The sequence below is a fragment of the Microbispora sp. H11081 genome (genome assembly GCF_012999535.1).
In the GTDB taxonomy this organism is placed as follows: domain Bacteria; phylum Actinomycetota; class Actinomycetes; order Streptosporangiales; family Streptosporangiaceae; genus Microbispora.
Genome location: NZ_JABBWV010000011.1, coordinates 161455 through 177411, shown reverse-complemented (window position 1 = coordinate 177411; position 15957 = coordinate 161455). Strand labels below are relative to the sequence as shown.

15 protein-coding genes and 2 tRNA genes are annotated in these 15957 nt (G+C 71.7%); 14 read left to right on the top strand and 3 right to left on the bottom strand.

The genetic code is table 11. From position 1 onward, the window contains the following. The first annotated feature begins 16 nt into the window (after positions 1 to 16). The 6 genes from araB to HHX31_RS34640 all read left to right on the top strand — a co-directional run bounded on the left by araB (position 17) and on the right by HHX31_RS34640 (position 6425). On the top strand, positions 17 to 1666 hold the full coding sequence (gene araB / locus HHX31_RS24985; RefSeq protein WP_169950788.1) for a ribulokinase: 1650 nt from the start codon (positions 17 to 19) through the stop codon (positions 1664 to 1666). Next, positions 1663 to 2322 carry an L-ribulose-5-phosphate 4-epimerase gene (locus HHX31_RS24980; protein WP_169950787.1) on the top strand — a complete coding sequence of 220 codons (660 nt, stop codon included), beginning with the start codon at positions 1663 to 1665 and terminating at the stop codon, positions 2320 to 2322. The genes araB and HHX31_RS24980 overlap by 4 nt, the downstream gene beginning before the upstream one ends. Continuing rightward, the gene (gene araA, locus HHX31_RS24975) at positions 2319 to 3800 is read left to right on the top strand and encodes an L-arabinose isomerase (RefSeq protein WP_169950786.1); all 1482 of its coding nucleotides are present in this window, start codon (positions 2319 to 2321) and stop codon (positions 3798 to 3800) included. Before HHX31_RS24980 ends, araA begins: the two co-directional genes overlap by 4 nt. Positions 3801 to 3956: 156 nt before the next feature. Next, positions 3957 to 4029: transfer RNA gene (locus HHX31_RS24970), tRNA-Ala, on the top strand. Positions 4030 to 4277: 248 nt separating this feature from the next. Next, the gene (locus tag HHX31_RS24965; RefSeq protein ID WP_211590277.1) at positions 4278 to 4946 is read left to right on the top strand and encodes a class I SAM-dependent methyltransferase; all 669 of its coding nucleotides are present in this window, start codon (positions 4278 to 4280) and stop codon (positions 4944 to 4946) included. A 12-nt stretch (positions 4947 to 4958) separates the two neighbouring features. Further along, positions 4959 to 6425 carry an ATP-binding SpoIIE family protein phosphatase gene (locus tag HHX31_RS34640; RefSeq protein ID WP_169950784.1) on the top strand — a complete coding sequence of 489 codons (1467 nt, stop codon included), beginning with the start codon at positions 4959 to 4961 and terminating at the stop codon, positions 6423 to 6425. Here HHX31_RS34640 and ftrA read toward each other — a convergent pair. Then, positions 6422 to 7390, bottom strand: coding sequence for a transcriptional regulator FtrA (gene ftrA, locus HHX31_RS24955; RefSeq protein ID WP_169950783.1), 969 nt, complete (start codon positions 7388 to 7390; stop codon positions 6422 to 6424). The genes HHX31_RS34640 and ftrA overlap by 4 nt on opposite strands. A 71-nt stretch (positions 7391 to 7461) precedes the next feature. On the opposite strand from ftrA, the gene HHX31_RS24950 reads away from it, so the two are divergent. The 3 genes from HHX31_RS24950 to HHX31_RS24940 all read left to right on the top strand — a co-directional run bounded on the left by HHX31_RS24950 (position 7462) and on the right by HHX31_RS24940 (position 8356). Then, complete coding sequence (locus HHX31_RS24950; RefSeq protein WP_169950782.1) at positions 7462 to 7917, top strand: rhodanese-like domain-containing protein; 456 nt, start codon at positions 7462 to 7464, stop codon at positions 7915 to 7917. Positions 7918 to 7988: 71 nt separating this feature from the next. Further along, positions 7989 to 8064: transfer RNA gene (locus HHX31_RS24945), tRNA-Ala, on the top strand. A gap of 85 nt (positions 8065 to 8149) precedes the next feature. Next, positions 8150 to 8356: a DUF6203 family protein gene (locus HHX31_RS24940; RefSeq protein ID WP_169950781.1), complete on the top strand. Its 207-nt coding sequence runs from the start codon at positions 8150 to 8152 to the stop codon at positions 8354 to 8356. 1 nt (position 8357) lies between these two features. Here the strand turns inward: HHX31_RS24940 and HHX31_RS24935 are convergent, their stop codons facing one another. Then, the gene (locus HHX31_RS24935; RefSeq protein WP_169950780.1) at positions 8358 to 9332 is read right to left on the bottom strand and encodes a GlxA family transcriptional regulator; all 975 of its coding nucleotides are present in this window, start codon (positions 9330 to 9332) and stop codon (positions 8358 to 8360) included. Between the two features lie 71 nt (positions 9333 to 9403). Between HHX31_RS24935 and HHX31_RS24930 the strand changes: the two genes are divergently transcribed. The 4 genes from HHX31_RS24930 (at position 9404) to HHX31_RS24915 (ending at position 13394) form a co-directional block, all read left to right on the top strand. Next, entirely contained in the window at positions 9404 to 10663 is a 1260-nt protein-coding gene (locus HHX31_RS24930; RefSeq protein WP_211590276.1) for an MFS transporter, read from the top strand. Next, a complete protein-coding gene (locus HHX31_RS24925) occupies positions 10660 to 11310 on the top strand; it encodes a peptidyl-tRNA hydrolase (RefSeq protein ID WP_311932225.1) in 651 nt (216 codons plus the stop codon). Before HHX31_RS24930 ends, HHX31_RS24925 begins: the two co-directional genes overlap by 4 nt. A 46-nt stretch (positions 11311 to 11356) precedes the next feature. Next, positions 11357 to 12304 (top strand): hypothetical protein, encoded by a 948-nt coding sequence (locus HHX31_RS24920; RefSeq protein WP_169950778.1) that lies wholly within the window; start codon positions 11357 to 11359, stop codon positions 12302 to 12304. Positions 12305 to 12440: 136 nt separating this feature from the next. Then, positions 12441 to 13394, top strand: coding sequence for a helix-turn-helix transcriptional regulator (locus tag HHX31_RS24915; protein WP_169950777.1), 954 nt, complete (start codon positions 12441 to 12443; stop codon positions 13392 to 13394). A 45-nt stretch (positions 13395 to 13439) separates the two neighbouring features. On the opposite strand, the gene HHX31_RS24910 is transcribed toward HHX31_RS24915, so the two are convergent. Further along, the gene (locus tag HHX31_RS24910) at positions 13440 to 15299 is read right to left on the bottom strand and encodes a CASTOR/POLLUX-related putative ion channel (protein WP_169950776.1); all 1860 of its coding nucleotides are present in this window, start codon (positions 15297 to 15299) and stop codon (positions 13440 to 13442) included. A gap of 61 nt (positions 15300 to 15360) precedes the next feature. Between HHX31_RS24910 and HHX31_RS24905 the strand changes: the two genes are divergently transcribed. After that, a complete protein-coding gene (locus HHX31_RS24905; protein WP_311932224.1) occupies positions 15361 to 15948 on the top strand; it encodes a Maf family protein in 588 nt (195 codons plus the stop codon). Positions 15949 to 15957: the final 9 nt, after the last annotated feature.

Here is a 15957-nt window from a genome sequence, read left to right as displayed (position 1 = left end):
CCGATTTGGAGTATGTGTGAACGCTAACAGCGAGCGTTACGTCATCGGCGTCGACTACGGCACGCTGTCCGGGCGTGCGGTCGTGGTGCGGGTGAGCGACGGCGAGGAGGTGGGCGGCGCGGTCCACGAGTACGCCCACCGCGTGATCGAGGACGCGCTGCCGGGCTCCGGCGTCCGCCTCGGCCCCGACTGGGCGCTGCAGTCGCCGGCCGACTGGATCGACGTGCTGCGGCACGCCGTGCCGAAGGCGCTGGCCGCGGCCCAGGTCCCGCCCGAGCAGGTGATCGGCATCGGCACGGACTTCACGGCCTGCACGATCCTGCCCGCCACCGCCGACGGCCACCCGTTGTGCGAGGAGTTCCCCGAACGGCCGCACGCCTGGCCGAAGCTGTGGAAGCACCACGCGGCGCAGCCCCACGCCGACCGCATCAACGCCCTCGCCGCCGAGCGCGGCGAGGCGTGGCTGCCGCGGTACGGCGGCAAGATCTCCTCTGAGTGGGCCTTCGCGAAGGGCCTGCAACTGCTGGAGGAGGATCCGGAACTCTACGCCCGGGCCGACCGCTGGATCGAGGCCGCCGACTGGATCATCTGGCAGCTCACCGGGGTGGAGACCCGCAACGTCTGCACCGCCGGTTACAAGGCCATCCACCAGGATGGCGGCTATCCGTCCGAGGACTTCCTGGCCGCGCTGAACCCCGCCTTCTCGGGGTTCACCCGGAAGCTCGGCCAGGATCTCGCTCCGCTCGGCGGGCTCGCCGGTCACCTGACCGCGCGGGCCGCCGAGTGGACCGGGCTGCCGGAGGGCATCGCGGTCGCGGTCGGCAACGTCGACGCCCACGTCACGGCCGCGGCGGCCGACGCCGTGCGGCCGGGCCAGATGGTCGCCATCATGGGCACCTCGACCTGCCACGTCATGTGCTCCGACCAGCTCGCCGAGGTCCCCGGCATGTGCGGCGTCGTGCGGGACGGCATCGTCCCCGGGCTGTGGGGCTACGAGGCCGGCCAGTCCGCCGTCGGCGACATCTTCGCCTGGTACGTGGACAACTGCGTGCCCGCCTCCTACGCGGAGCGGGCGGCGGAGGCCGGGGTCGGCCTGCACGACTACCTGACCACGCTCGCGGCCGGGCAGAAGGTCGGCCAGCACGGGCTGGTCGCGCTCGACTGGCACGGCGGCAACCGCTCGGTCCTCGTCGACCACACCCTGTCCGGCGTCGTCGTCGGGCAGACGCTCGCCACCCGCCCCGAGGACGTCTACCGCGCGCTCATCGAGGCCACCGCGTTCGGCGCCAGGACGATCGTGGAGACGTTCGAGGCCTCGGGCGTGCCGGTCGAGGAGTTCGTGGTCGCCGGCGGTCTGCTCAAGAACGGCTTCCTCATGCAGACGTACGCCGACGTGCTGCGCCGCCCGCTGTCGGTGATCGGCTCCGATCAGGGGCCCGCCCTCGGCTCGGCGATCCACGCGGCCGTCGCCGCGGGCGCGTACCCCGACATCACGGCTGCCGCCGCGGCGATGGGCAAGCGGGAGGCCGCCGCCTACGTGCCCGACGCCGAGCGGGCCGACGCCTACGACCGGCTGTACGCCGAGTATCGCGGGCTGCACGACCATTTCGCGGACGGCGGCATGCTCCACCGGCTCCGCGCCATCAGGAACGAGGCAAGCGCATGATCGATGATCTCCGTAAGACCGTCTGCGGACTGCACGCCGAGCTGGTCCGTTATGGTCTGGTGGTGTGGACGGCGGGCAACATCTCGGGCCGGGTGCCCGGCGAGGACCTGTTCGTCATCAAGCCGAGCGGCGTGTCGTACGACGACCTGACCCCCGAGTCGATCGTGGTCTGCGACCTTGACGGCAACCTCGTCGAGGGCGACCTGGCCCCCTCCAGCGACACGGCCGCGCACGCCTACGTCTACCGGCACATGCCGGAGGTGAACGGCGTGGTGCACACCCATTCCACGTACGCCTCGGCGTGGGCGGCCCGCGGTGAGTCGATCCCGTGCGTGCTCACCGCGATGGCCGACGAGTTCGGCGGCGAGATCCCTGTCGGGCCGTTCGCCCTCATCGGCAACGACGACATCGGTAAGGGGATCGTCGAGACCCTGACCGGGCACCGCTCCCCGGCGGTGCTGATGCAGAACCACGGGGTGTTCACGATCGGCGAGTCGCCGAAGGCGGCGGTGAAGGCCGCCGTGATGTGCGAGGACGTGGCCCGCACGGTGCACATCTCCTGCCAGCTCGGCCAGCCGCTGCCGATCGAGAAGGCCGACGTCGACAGCTTGTACGACCGCTACCAGAACGTCTACGGACAGAGGAGTCACCTGTGAGGCTATGGTTTCTGACCGGCAGCCAGGGCCTGTACGGCGAGGAGACGCTGCGGCAGGTGGCCGAGCAGTCCCGGCGCATCGCCGAGCAGCTGGGCGAGGCGCTGCCGTTCGAGCTCGAGTGGCGGCCCGTGCTCACCGACGCGGCGGCCATCCGCCGGGTGTGCCTGGAGGCCAACGGCGACGACGAGTGCATCGGCCTGATCGCGTGGATGCACACGTTCTCCCCGGCCAAGATGTGGATCGCCGGGCTTGACGCGCTGCGCAAGCCGCTGGTGCACCTGCACACGCAGGCCAACGTGGAGCTGCCCTGGAGCTCCATCGACATGGACTTCATGAACCTCAACCAGGCCGCCCACGGCGACCGCGAGTTCGGCTACATCCAGACGCGCCTGGGCGTGCCGCGCAAGACCATCGCCGGGCACGTGAGCGACCCCTCGGTGGCGGGCCGCATCGCCACCTGGGCGCGGGCGGCGGCGGGCCGCGCGGAGGTCGGCTCGCTGCGTCTGGCCAGGTTCGGCGACAACATGCGGGACGTCGCCGTGACCGAGGGCGACAAGGTCGAGGCGCAGCTGCGGTTCGGGGTGTCGGTGAACACCTACGGGGTCAACGAGCTGGTCGAGGCCGTGGACGCCACTACGGACGCGGACGTGTCGGCCCTCGCGAAGGAGTACGAGGACCTCTACCGGATGGCGCCCGAGCTGCGCGCAGGTGGAGAGCGGCACGAGTCGCTGCGTTATGCGGCCCGCATCGAGCTGGGCCTGCGGTACTTCCTGGAGAGCGGGGGCTTCAAGGCGTTCACCACGAACTTCGAGGACCTGGGCGGGCTGCGTCAGCTCCCCGGGCTGGCCGTGCAGCGGCTGATGGCCGACGGCTACGGCTTCGGCGGCGAGGGCGACTGGAAGACCTCGGTGCTGCTGCGCACGCTCAAGGTCATGTCGGCCGGCCTCCCCGGCGGCACCTCGTTCATGGAGGACTACACCTACCACCTCACGCCGGGTGAGGAGCTCATCCTCGGCGCGCACATGCTGGAGGTCTGCCCGACGATCGCGGCCGACACCCCCTCGTGCGAGATCCACCCGCTGAGCATCGGCGGGCGGGAGGACCCGGTGCGGCTGGTGTTCGACGCCGCTCCCGGATCCGCCGTGGTGGTCGGCCTGTCGGACATGGGGGAGCGGTTCCGCCTGGTGGCCAACGAGATCGACGTGGTCGCGCCGCCCGAGCCGCTGCCCGCCCTGCCGGTCGCCCGGGCCGTGTGGCGGCCCCGGCCCGACCTGCGCACCTCCGCCGAGTCGTGGATCACGGCCGGCGCCCCGCACCACACCGTGCTCTCCTCGGCCATCGGGTCCGAGGAGCTGACCGACTTCGCCGACATGCTCGGCGTCGAACTGCTCGTCATCGACGAGGCGACGACCTCCCGCCAGTTCGTCAAGGAACTGCGGTGGAACCAGGCCTACTATCGGCTCGCGCAGGGATTCTGACGCTCGGCCGACGATCTCGGGCCCTTCCTCCTCGAAAGAGGAGGGAGGGCCCGCTTCGCGTGCGGCCCGTACCAGCGGGAACAGCGTCTCCGGCACGACGTCGGCTCGTCCGGTTACCACCCTCGCATGGACTCCTATACACTGACTGCGTCGCAAGGGGCTATAGCGCAGCTGGTAGCGCACTTCCATGGCATGGAAGGGGTCTGGGGTTCGAATCCCCATAGCTCCACATCGAGGATCGCCAGAGGGCGGCCGGGACGGCTCAGCGCCATCCGGTCGCCTTTTTTCTTGCCCCTTTGTGGGCGGTCAGATGCCCATCAAGATCGGTGATCAAGCACCTCGGATCACAGTTTACAACGATCTTTGACACAATAGCTGGCCAAAACGCCCATTTAGCCGTGGAATGTCTTGACTTGTTGAGGCTCAGCCCCCTATCTAGAAGGAGGCAAAGACGGCTGATCATTAACGGCGGCGATGATGACAATCGAATCGGAACCGGACAATTCGCGTCAGGAGTACCGCGCCATCCAGGCTGAGGCGTTCAACCGCATCGGCGGCCGGTACGACGAGGCGTTCCCGCACAAGGAAGGCCAGGTGGCCGCCGGCGAATGGATGATCAAACAGCTGAAGCCGGGGTCGCGGGTCCTCGACGTGGGCTGCGGGACGGGCGCACCCACGGCCCAGCAGTTCGCCGACGCGGGCTGCGAGGTGACCGGCGTCGACATCTCCCCGGTCATGGTGGAACTGGCGCGCAAGAACGTGCCGACCGGGACCTTCCTCGAACGTGACGTGCTCGAACTCGACGGTTCGCTCGGCGTGTTCGACGCCGCGACGGCCTTCTTCAGCCTGCTGATGCTGCCGCGTGCGGAGATCGAGCAGGCGCTGCGCAAGATCCACTCCGTGCTCGCGCCCGGTGGCCTGTTCTCGCTGAGCATGGTGGAGATCGACCTCGACGACGTGCCTTTCCAGTTTCTCGGCGCGCCGGTGCGGGTGACCGGATATCTGCGCGACGAGTTGCGCGAGGTCATCGAAGCCGCCGGGTTCAGCGTGCTTTCGGAGAACCACATTTCGTACGCTCCGGCGACCACCCAGGCGCCACCGGAGATCCAGCTGTTCGTCAACTGCCGGCGTGACGACCGATTCTGAGCGGACACGCCTGTGCCGGAAGACGGGGAACCGCTCGCCGTGCTGAGTGCTGTCAGCGAAATCGTCCGCGCCATCGGCGAAAGCCAGGGGCCGGAGGAGGCGACGAGGGTCCTCTGCGACGCGGTCGTGCCCGGCCTGGCCGACGCCGCCGCTGTCTACGTGGACGGCGACGCCCGCCAGCGGGTCGATCCCGACGGACGGCTGCCGCGACGCTGGAGCGGCGACGGCGTCAGTGAGGCGTCCCTGCTCGACGGGCGCCTGCTCGCCGTGCCGCTCCGGGCCTACGGCACGCCGGTGGGCTGCGCGCTGCTGGCCCGCGGCCCGCGGCGCCCGCCCTTCGGCGAGGCCCACGTGCTCGCCGCCGGGCAGTTCGCCGTGCCCGCCGCGCTCGCGATCTTCCATGGGCTGCGGGACCGGCAGCAGGACGAGACCCTGGAGATCCTCCAGCGCGGGATGCGCCCCGGCGACCCGCCCGAACTGCCCGGGCTGGAGATCTCCTACCGCTACGAGCCCGCCGCCGAGCGGGTGGGCGGCGACTGGTACGACGTCATCCCGCTGCCGGGCAGCAGGGTGGCGCTGGTCGTCGGCGACGTCATGGGCCACGGGCTGGCGGCGGCGGCCGTGATGGGCCAGCTTCGCACGGCCGTGCAGACCCTGGCGTCGCTCGACCTGCCGGCCGAGCAGGTGCTGCACTCGCTGGACGAGATGGCCCAGCGGCTGGCCGCGCAGACGCTCACCACCTGCGTCTACTGCGTGTACGACCCGGTGCTGCGCAGGTGCACGATCGCGAGCGCCGGTCACCTGCCGCCGATCCTGCTGGGGCCGGACGGCAAGGCGGAGGTGCTGTCGCCGCCCCGGTGTCCGCCGATCGGGCTGGGCCGTACGCCGTTCGAGACGATGGAGATCGCGGCGGAGGACGGCAGCATGCTCGTCCTTTACACCGACGGCCTCGTGGAGGAGCGGGGGCAGGACATCGGGCTCAAGGTGGAGTCGCTGCGCCGCAGGCTGGAGAGCGGCGCCTCGATCGACGCGCTGAGCGACGACGTGCTGTCCACGGCCAGGACGGACGACGTGACCGTGCTCGCCATCCGGTTCCGCGGCATCCCCAGCGAGCACGTCGCCCAGTGGCTGCTGGAGCCCGCGCCGACGACGCCGGGGCGCGTGCGCGGCCTGGTCCGCCGGACACTCGGCTCGTGGGGCCTCGCGCGGCTGGTCCCGGTCGCCGAACTGCTCGCCGGCGAGCTCGTCACCAACGCCGTACGGCACACCCAGCGGCCCATCACCCTCAGGCTGCTGCGCACCGACCACCTGCTGTGCGAGGTCAGCGACGACGACCACCGGCTGCCGGTGGTGCGCGAGCCGGGACTGCTCGACGAGGACGGCAGAGGGCTTTATCTGGTCAGCCAGCTCGCCGAGCGCTGGGGGACCAGCCGGGTCGCCGGAGGCAAGACCGTCTGGTTCTCGCTGGCGATCCCCTAACGGCGGAACGCCTTGCGGTAGGCCGACGGTGAGGTGCGCATCGAACGGCCGAAATGGTGGCGGAACGTCACCGGGCTCTCGAACCCGACGGTGGTTGCGATCTCCTCGATCGGCGCCGCCGTCGTCTCGAGCAGCGGCAGGCTGGCCGCGATCCGCTGCGTGATCACCCAGCGCAGAGGGCTCGTCCCGGTGCGCCGCCCGAAGTGCCGGGTGAAGCCGCGCTCCGACATCCCGGCGACCCTGGCGAGCGCGGCCACCGTGACCGGCCGCCTGAGATCGGCCAGCACCCACTCCATCGCCCTGCCCACCGGGTCGTCGTCCTCCACGGCGGAGACCGGCGCCTCGGCGAACTGCGCCTGCCCGCCCTCGCGGTGCGGTGTCACCACGAGCCTGCGGGCCACCGCGTTGGCCACGCTCGGTCCGTGGTCACGCCGCACCAGGTGGACGAGCAGGTCGAGCCCGGCCGCGCTGCCCGCGCTGGTCAGCACGTCGCCCTCGTCCACGTACAGCACCCCGGGATCCACCCTGACCTCGGGGAAGCGCCGCTGGAGCAGTTCGGCGTACCTCCAGTGGGTGGTCGCGGACCGCCCGTCGAGCAGCCCCGCGGCGGCGAGGGCGAAGGCGCCCGAGCAGATCGACACGATCCGTGCGCCCCGCGCGTGCGCCCGGCGCAGGGCGGCCGTGAGAGCGGGGGAGACCTCCGCCCGCACGTCCGCGACGCCGGGAACGATCACGGTGCGCGCCGCGGCGAAGACGTCGAGCCCGTGCGCCGCCTCGATCGTGAACCCGCCGACCGCACGCGACGGGCCGGGCATCTCGGCGCACACGCTGAGCTCGTACCAGGGAACGTCCAGCTCAGGCCGGGGCAGACCGAAGACCTCGACGACGCAGCCGAGCTCGAAGGGGCTCATGCCGTCGAAGGCGAGCACCGACACGGTGTGGCTCCGGCCGCGGATCGGGATCATGGCGGGATCTTATCGATATCCGGCGTTTCCGCCTCTTCTGGCGTAGTGGGGCGGCCGGGCACCCTGGTGACATGTCCGCCGTAACGCACACGCCGGCCGCCGAGCCGGCCGCCGCCGTCGCCCACTTCTCCGCCCGGCTGGCCTTCGAGACCGACGTCTCCGACGTACGCGCCGATCTGCTCTCCGGCGAGCCGGGGATCGTGGTGGTCGACTCCCGCGGCGCGGAGGGTTGGCGGCAGGGTCACATCGAGGGCGCGGTCCACCTGCCCACGGCGGAGATCGCCGTCCGGGCGCCCGTGCTGATCCCGCGTGACGCGACCGTGGTCACGTACTGCTGGGGGCCGGGCTGCAACGGCGCGACCCGCGCGGCGCTGGAGTTCGCCCGGCTGGGCTACCGGGTCAAGGAGATGATCGGCGGGTTCGAATACTGGGTGCGCGAGGGCTTCCCCGTCGTGGAGCCCACCGGCGTGCGCGCCCGGCCGGCCGACCCGCTCACCGCGCCCCTGGGAGCGGCCTGCGCCTGCTGAGGTTTCTCGGTTACACCCACGCCCCCAAAGTCCTATACACTGGCCACGCGCCACCGAAGTGGCGTGGGCAAGGGGCTATAGCGCAGCTGGTAGCGCACTTCCATGGCATGGAAGGGGTCTGGGGTTCGAGTCCCCATAGCTCCACCACATATCGAAAAAGCCGTCTTCCGCCCGGAAGGCGGCTTTCGTCTTGTGCACATGATCACATCCGTGCCGGGTAGTGGCGGATGCCATGAAGAGGATCCTGCAACTCGTCGTCACCCGCTGGCTGGCGCGTACGCCGATCGGGATGGTCGTGCTCGGCCTCGGCTGGCTGTTCATGCGCAAGCGGCGGGCCCGCGATCAGCAGCCCGCTCGGACCCCCGCGCGCCGCGGACCCGCACGCAGGCCGGGCGACCCGTACGCCCGGCGCGGTTCCGCCGCCGGCGACCGCCGGTGAGTCAGCCGAGCACGGCGGGCTCGCGGAACGTCTGCCGGTAGGCCAGAGGGGAGACCCCCACGGCGGCGTGGAGGTGCTGGCGGAGCGAGACCGCGCTGCCGAACCCGGCCTTCCTGGCGATCGCGTCGACCGGCAGGTCGGTCGTCTCCAGCAGGTGCCGGGCATGCGCGATCCGCTGCCCGGCGAGCCACCTGGCCGGGCTGAGGCCGGTCTCCTCCCGGAACCTGCGGGTGAACGTCCGCACGCTCATGCGGGCGTGCGCGGCCAGTGCGGCGAGGTTGACCGGCTCCTCCAGGTGTTCGAGCATCCACGCCCGGGTGGGCGCGGTGGTGGTCCCGACGGGGTCGGGCAGCGGGCGCTCGATGTACTGCGCCTGCCCGCCCTCCCGGAACGGCGGGGTGACGCACCGGCGGGCGGTGCGGTTGGCCACCTCGCTGCCGTGGTCGCGGCGGATGACGTGCAGGCACAGATCGATGCCCGCCGCCACGCCGGCCGAGGTGAGCACGTCGCCGTCGTCGATGAACAGCACGTCGGGATCGAGCCTTACGCGGGGGAACAGCGCACGGAAGCTCGTGGCGTTGCGCCAGTGGGTGGCCGCCGGACGCCCGTCGAGCAGTCCCGCGGCGGCCAGCACGAAGGCCCCCGTGCAGATCGAGATGAGCCGGGCGCGTCCGGCGACACCCCGCAGGGCCGCGCGCACCTCCTCGTCGAGCGTGCCGTTCTCCAGCGGGGTCCCACTGTGGATGCCCGGCACCACCACGGTGTCCGCCGTCGCGAGCACGCTCAGGTCGTTATCGGGGACGACGCTGTAGCCCGCCTGGCTCCGCACCGGGCGGCCGCCCGGGCTGCAGGTGACGACCTCGTACAGCGGGCCGGGATCGCGGGCGGCCCAGAACACCTGTCCCGGGACGCCCAGGTCGAGTGTGGCGAAGTCATCGAGGGCCAGTACGGCGACGCGGTGCACGGCCGGATTCATGGCCCGATTCTTTCACATGTTGGCCTCCCGGCCACTGTCCCCGAGGCAGGCCCGCCAGGATGATGCTCGGCATGAAGTCGCTGCATCGGGCGTGGATCGTCGCCGCCGTCGCCTTCGTCGCCATCATCGGGGCGGCCGGTTTCCGCGCCACGCCGGGCGTGCTGATCACGCCGCTGGAGGAAGAGTTCGGCTGGACGAGAGGCACGATCTCGCTCGCGGTCTCGGTGAACCTCATGCTCTACGGGCTGTGCGCGCCGTTCGCGGCGGCGCTCATGGACCGCTTCGGCATGCGCCGTGTCGTCGCCTGCGCCCTGGTGCTGGTGGCGGCGGGCAGCGGCCTGACCGTCTTCATGACCGCGACCTGGCAGCTCGTCGCGCTCTGGGGCGTCCTGGTCGGGCTCGGCACCGGCTCGATGGCGCTCGTCTTCGCCGCCACGCTGACCGACCGCTGGTTCGTACGGCACCGCGGCCTGGTCACGGGCGTGCTCACGGCGGGCGGGGCGACGGGACAGCTCGTCTTCCTGCCGGTGCTCGCGCACCTGGCCGAGACGCAGGGCTGGCGGTGGGCCTCGGTCACGGTGGCGGCGGCCGCGATCGCCGTCGTCCCGCTCGTGTGGTTCCTGCTCAGGGACACGCCGGAGGAGATCGGCCTGACCGCGCTGGGCGCGGCGGAACCGGTGGTGCGCACGCCGGGCAGGGGCGCCGCCGCGCGGGCCGTGCGGGTGCTGCGGGACGCCGCCCGCACCCGGCACTTCTGGTATCTCGCGCTCGGCTTCGCCATTTGCGGGGCGAGCACCAACGGGCTGGTCGGCACCCATTTCATCCCGGCCGCCCACGACCACGGCATGCCGGAGACGACCGCCGCCTCGCTGCTCGCCGTGATCGGCGTCTTCGACATCGCCGGCACCGTCTTCTCCGGCTGGCTGAGCGACCGGGTGGACCCGCGGCTCCTGCTCGTCGTCTACTACGGCCTGCGCGGGCTGTCGCTGCTGGTCCTGCCGCAGTTGTTCGCCGCCACGGCCGAGCCGAGCATGCTGGTCTTCATCGTCTTCTACGGCCTCGATTGGGTGGCCACGGTGCCGCCGACCGTCGCACTGTGCCGCAGGATCTTCGGAGCGGACGGCGCGGTGGTGTTCGGCTGGGTCTTCGCCTCCCACCAGGTCGGCGCGGCCGTCGTCGCCACCGTGGCCGGGGTCACCCGCGACCGCCTGGGGAACTACGACATGGCGTGGTACGGCGCGGGCGCGCTGTGCCTGCTGGCCGCGCTCATGTCGTCCCTTATCGTCACGCGTGTCCGGGACCGCCGCGAAGCTGGGATCCTTGTCGGGTGACCGAACGCGTTCTTCCCCTGGTCGTACGCATCGAGCGGGCCGCGCCGCCCCTGCGCACGGACGCGCTGGAGGCGGCCGCGACCGCGGTGGTGCGCCTGCTGGACAGTGCCCAGTGGCCGCAGGAGGTCGCCGAGTGGCAGGACGGCCGGATCAGGAAGGTCGTCAGGCGGGCACGCGGCGCCGAGTGGCGGCGGGCGCTCGACCTGCCCGGGATCACCGTCGCCATGGGCACGGCCGAGGTGCGGGTGCATCCTCCCGTGCCGCTCGACGGCTGGCCGCGCGACCTCGCCAGGCTCCAGGTGTCGGGCACCGACCTCACCGACGACGCCGCGCCGCCGGAGGCGGGCCCCGATGACGTGGTGCTCTGGATCAACCCCCGCCTGGAGATGACGGCGGGCAAGGCGATGGCCCAGGCCGGCCACGGCGCCCAGTTCGCGTGGTGGGGCGCGGGCGAGGCGGACAGAGCGGCCTGGCGCGGGCGCGGCTTCGCCGTACGGGTCAGGACGGCCGTCCCGGCCCGGTGGGACGCGCTGGCCGCGAGCGGGCTGCCGGTGGTCAGGGACGCCGGGTTCACCGAGATCGAACCGGGCTCCGCGACGGTCGTGGCGGACGCGCCGTGGCTGAGGGTGGGCGTTCCCGAAGTGTGATGGGGAACGTACCCGAAATAACGGGATTTGCCGTACGCTCCCGTTCGTGTCACCTGGGGACTATGGGACGAAGGCCGTCCCCTCTTACATAGCGGCCGAGGCCGAGACCACTCCGCTTCCGAAGATCACGGTCCCTGACGCGGCGCCGCCGGCGAACCCGCCCAAGAAGCTCGGGGACCTGCCGATGCGGGTGGTCTACAAAGTCGTCGCCGTCGCGGCGGGGGTGGCCGTGCTGGGGGCGGGCGCGGCCGTCGTGCTGCTGGACCGGGACGACCCCGCCACGGCTACCGCGGCCGCCGCGCCGCGTCAGTCCGCCGTGGCGGACCCCCCATCGGCCGGTGCCACGCCCGGTCTCAGCCCGGTCTCCAGCCCTTTGTCGAGCCCTCTGCCGAGCCCTGCGTCCAGTCCTGCGGCCAGTCCCGCCGTGGATCCCGCGCTGGCGGCGGCGCTGAAGGACCCCCGCGTGCCCGCGCTGCCGGAGGCCGACCGCCGGCTCCGTGCACTGCCCGGCCGGGCGGCCGCCACCCGCGGCCTGGTCAAGGACCGCAGGTCCGGCGTCGCCCTGCCCCGCTTCACCAAGCAGTGGACGCTCGCCCAGCCCACGCCGTTCGCCTCGCGTCAGTTGCTGCCCAGGGTGAAGGGCACGCCGTACCGGGGGATGCTGGTCTCCTGCCCGGTGCCGATCCCGGAGCAGGAGACGCTGCGCGACACCGCGTTCCTGGCCGCCCGGTGGACCCTGAACCACCACCCCTCGGGCGCCACGATCACCTGGACGGCCTCCCAGCCCATCAAGGCGGGCAAGCGGAAGGGCTGGCTGCTGGGCTACACCGTGCACTACACGCTCAAGGGCGAGAAGCGGGTCTCCTCGGCGGCGCTGGCCCTCGTGGACGTCCCGGACAAGAAGCCCGCCGTCGTGTTCGTCACGATCCCCGATAGCCAGAAGAAGCGCTGGCACGACATCAACAAGGTGATGTCCTCCGTCAAGGCGCTCTGACCCCGGCACGGCCCGCGTGACTGGGAGGCCCGACTTCCCGGTCGACCCTGCCGGGGCCGGAACGCAGACCACAGTGCGTTTCGGTCCTCCCCGAAAGGGCTTCCCGCCGCGTTGCCGCCGAGAAGAATGAGGCCATATGTTGCGTCTGCGCTTCACCCCCGCCGACCTGTGCAGGATCGCTTTCGCCCCGGCGCCGAACGCCCTGCTGGAGACCGCTCTGAGCGTCCGCAGGCCACGCGGCCCCCGCTGGTCGAGACCCGGTCTCAGGGAGTGGCGCCGGCGGGTCGGCGGCAGCCTGACGAGGCGCGCGGGAGCACTGATGGACGTGGTCCCCGAGCAGGGGTTCCTGCCGGACTTCCTGCTCCAGCCGGACGCCGGCGACCTGTCCGAGGGCGTGGAACTGGCCAGGCGGACACCGCCCGGGCAACTCGCGGCCGACATCCACAAGCTCCCGCCGGACGGGGGATCGTGGCGGCACGGGCTGGCCGAGGGCGAGGCCGGCGCGTGGCGGACGCTCACCGAGGACCTGAACGGCTACTTCTCCTCCTCGCTGGCGTCGTGGTGGCCGCGGGTCCGCGAGACCGCCGCCGCCGACCGGGCCCTGCGCGCCGAGACGCTGCTGCGCGGCGGCACCGACGCCCTGCTCGCCACCCTGCTCGCCGACGGCCGCTGGGACCCGCCGGTCCTGCACGTCCGAACGACGTGCGACTACGAAGTCGAGCTGTGTGGGCGCGGGCTGCTTCTGGTCCCGTCGTACTTCGCCCCCGGAGCCCTGCTGATGTACCGCCCCGGCCTCTCCACGGTGCTGGTGTATCCGATGTGTTCGGGCGACAGGCCGGAGGACGCGACGGACGCTCTCGGCCCTCTTCTCGGCCGTACGCGCGCGGCGGTCCTGGCCGCGTTGCGGCATCCGGCCACCACCAGCGAGCTGGCCGACCGCGTCGCGGTGTCGCGCGCGTCCGCCAGCGAGCACGCCACCGTGCTGCGCAACGCGGGACTGATCTCGACCACCCGGCTGGGCGGCGCGGTCCTCCACACGCTCACGCCTCTGGGCTCCGCGCTGCTGGCCGGTGACCGCGCCGGCCGTTGAGCGAGGACGGCGGGCTCAGTGTTCGGCGGCTCAGTGTTCGGCGGCTCAGTGTTCGGCGAGGACGATCACGGAGTCGCCGGGCGTGAACGTCACCGCCCGCGACCGGTCCGGGTTGAGCACGACGCCGTAGTGGGGCGGCTCCCCGGACTCCGCCGACACGCGGTAACCGATCGCGGTCTCGCCGTGCCGTAGGGCCGACTCCACGATCGTGCGGAAGGCGACCGGCTCACCGGTCGTCACGTAGTTCTCCACGGGCCTGGGGTAGACCTCCGAGCCCGCCGAGTCGAAGAGGTGGCCGAAGACCTCGGCGAGGTGCGGGTTCTCGGCGAGCTGCGCGAGCAGCAGGCCGATGACGGTGTCGCTGATCACGATGTCGTCGGCCTCGGTGACCTCGGCGAGCGCCCGGTTGTTCTCGTCGTGCATCTCGCTCACGATCGAGTACTTCTCCCCGAGGGTCGCCTGCATGTCACGCAGTTGCAGCAGCGTCATCAGCGTCCGGTTGTCGGCGTGGTTGGGATCGAGCTGGTCGTCGGAGAGCACGATGACGTGCTGGTAGACGCCGACGCCCAGGGACTCCAGGGCGTACCTGTCGGTGGTGTCGCACTCCTTGGCGTTCACCGTGAGGTTGCGCAGGCCCTCCAGACCGGTGCCGGGATGGTCGCCGGCGACGTCGAGCACCGAACCGGGGGCCACATAGCCGTCCAGGTAGCGGATGATCCGCGCGGCCCGGCCGTTCCAGCCGAGCATCAGGGTCCGCTCGGGGGCCGGCGCCGGGGGCGTCGCGGGGACGATGTGCCGCTCGTCCGCGGGAGCCGTACCGCTCGCCAGGCTGATGAGCGAGTCGTCCTGGGCGAGCACGATGATCGCGTCGGACGTACCGATCACCGTGTCAGGCGGCGGGTTGAGCGTCACCCCGCGGGGCGTGCGCAGGCCGAGGACGGTCGCGGTCGCGTACGCGTCGAGGGCCTGGCCGTACGACCTGCCCGCGAGGGAGGGATCGCGGCGCAGGTAGATCTCACCGCCGTCGAAGTTCAGCAGGTCCATGCAGACGACGGACACGCCGGACTGCCGGGACGACTGCACGATCAGCCGCGCGGCGATGTCGTCGCTGTCGACCAGGTGGACGCCGGGCCCTCCGGCCAGGCGGGCGGCGGCCATGTTGCGCGAGGAGGCGATGGCGGCGACCACCGGAGGATGCTCGCCCGCCCGCTTGGCCAGGGCGAGCAGGGTCTTGATGACGTGCGCGTCCGGGTCCTCCTGCTCGGGGGACAGCACGACGATCGTCCGCGCGGTGCTCAGGCTCAGCAGGTCGAGGTCGCCCGGCTCGGTGGGCCGGCCGGTGCGGCACACCAGGCGCGTCCTGCCCGTGTCGCCCACCCGGGCCCTGATGGCGTCCTCCATGGCCGGCTTGTCCCTGTCGGCCAGGATCGCGATGACCGAGCCGTGCTGGCTGGCGTGCGCCTTCGTGAGTTCGGAGACGATCGTGTAGAGCTGCTCGGACCAGCCGAGGATGACGGTGTGGCCGGTCTCGATGACGCGGGAGCGGCCCTTGCGCAGTTCCTCGATCTTGCCGCGCAGCCCGGCGGAGAGCACGCCCACGAGGATGCTGACGATGAAGATGCCGCCGAGCGACGCCCCCAGCATGATCGCGAGGAAGGGGGCGGTGCCGGCGTCTCCGGCGATCTTGCCGGGGCTGAGGGCGTGCATGAGTGACAGCCACAGCACTCCGGGCAGGCCGTCGTGCCGGAGCGCCTCGTCGGGGGTGAGCCACATCGTCAGCGCGCTGACCACCACGATGAGAACCAGGGACACCAGGGCCAGCCAGCCGATGAGGGCGGCCGTGCCCCTGGCCATGGTGTTGTCGAACCAGTAGCGCGCACGCTCTTTGACCGTGGCCTTTGACACCGGCGTCCCCCGTAGTGATCAGTAAATGTCAGACATAGTAGAAGCGACTAGGCTTGTTCGTGTGACGGAACTGGTGCTCGCCTCTGCCTCGCCCGCCCGCCTCGGTGTGCTGCGGGCGGCCGGGCTGGATCCCAAGGTGATCGTCAGTGGCGTGGACGAGGACGCGATCACCGCCGCCACGCCCGAGGAGCTGTGCCTGAAACTGGCCGTCGCCAAGGCGGACGCCGTCTCCCGTACGCTCGGCGACGGCATCGTGATCGGCTGCGACTCGGTGCTCGAACTCGACGGCGTCGCGTACGGCAAGCCGGGGACGCCCGAGGAGGCGGCGCGCCGCTGGCACATGATGCGGGGCAGGACCGGCCGGCTGCTGACCGGGCACAGCGTGGTCGACGTGGCGGCGGACCGCGGGGTGTCGGAGGTTGCGGCGACCGTGGTGCGGTTCGGCACGCCGTCCGACGAGGAGATCGCGGCGTACGTCTCCAGCGGGGAGCCGCTCCGCGTCGCGGGGGCGTTCACGCTCGACGGCCTGGGCGGCTGGTTCGTGGAGGGCATCGAGGGGGACCACGGCAACGTGCTCGGGATCTCGCTTCCCCTGCTTCGCCGACTCTTCGCCGATCTGGATGTGCCGGTGACGACCTTGTGGCGCTAGCCTGCCCGC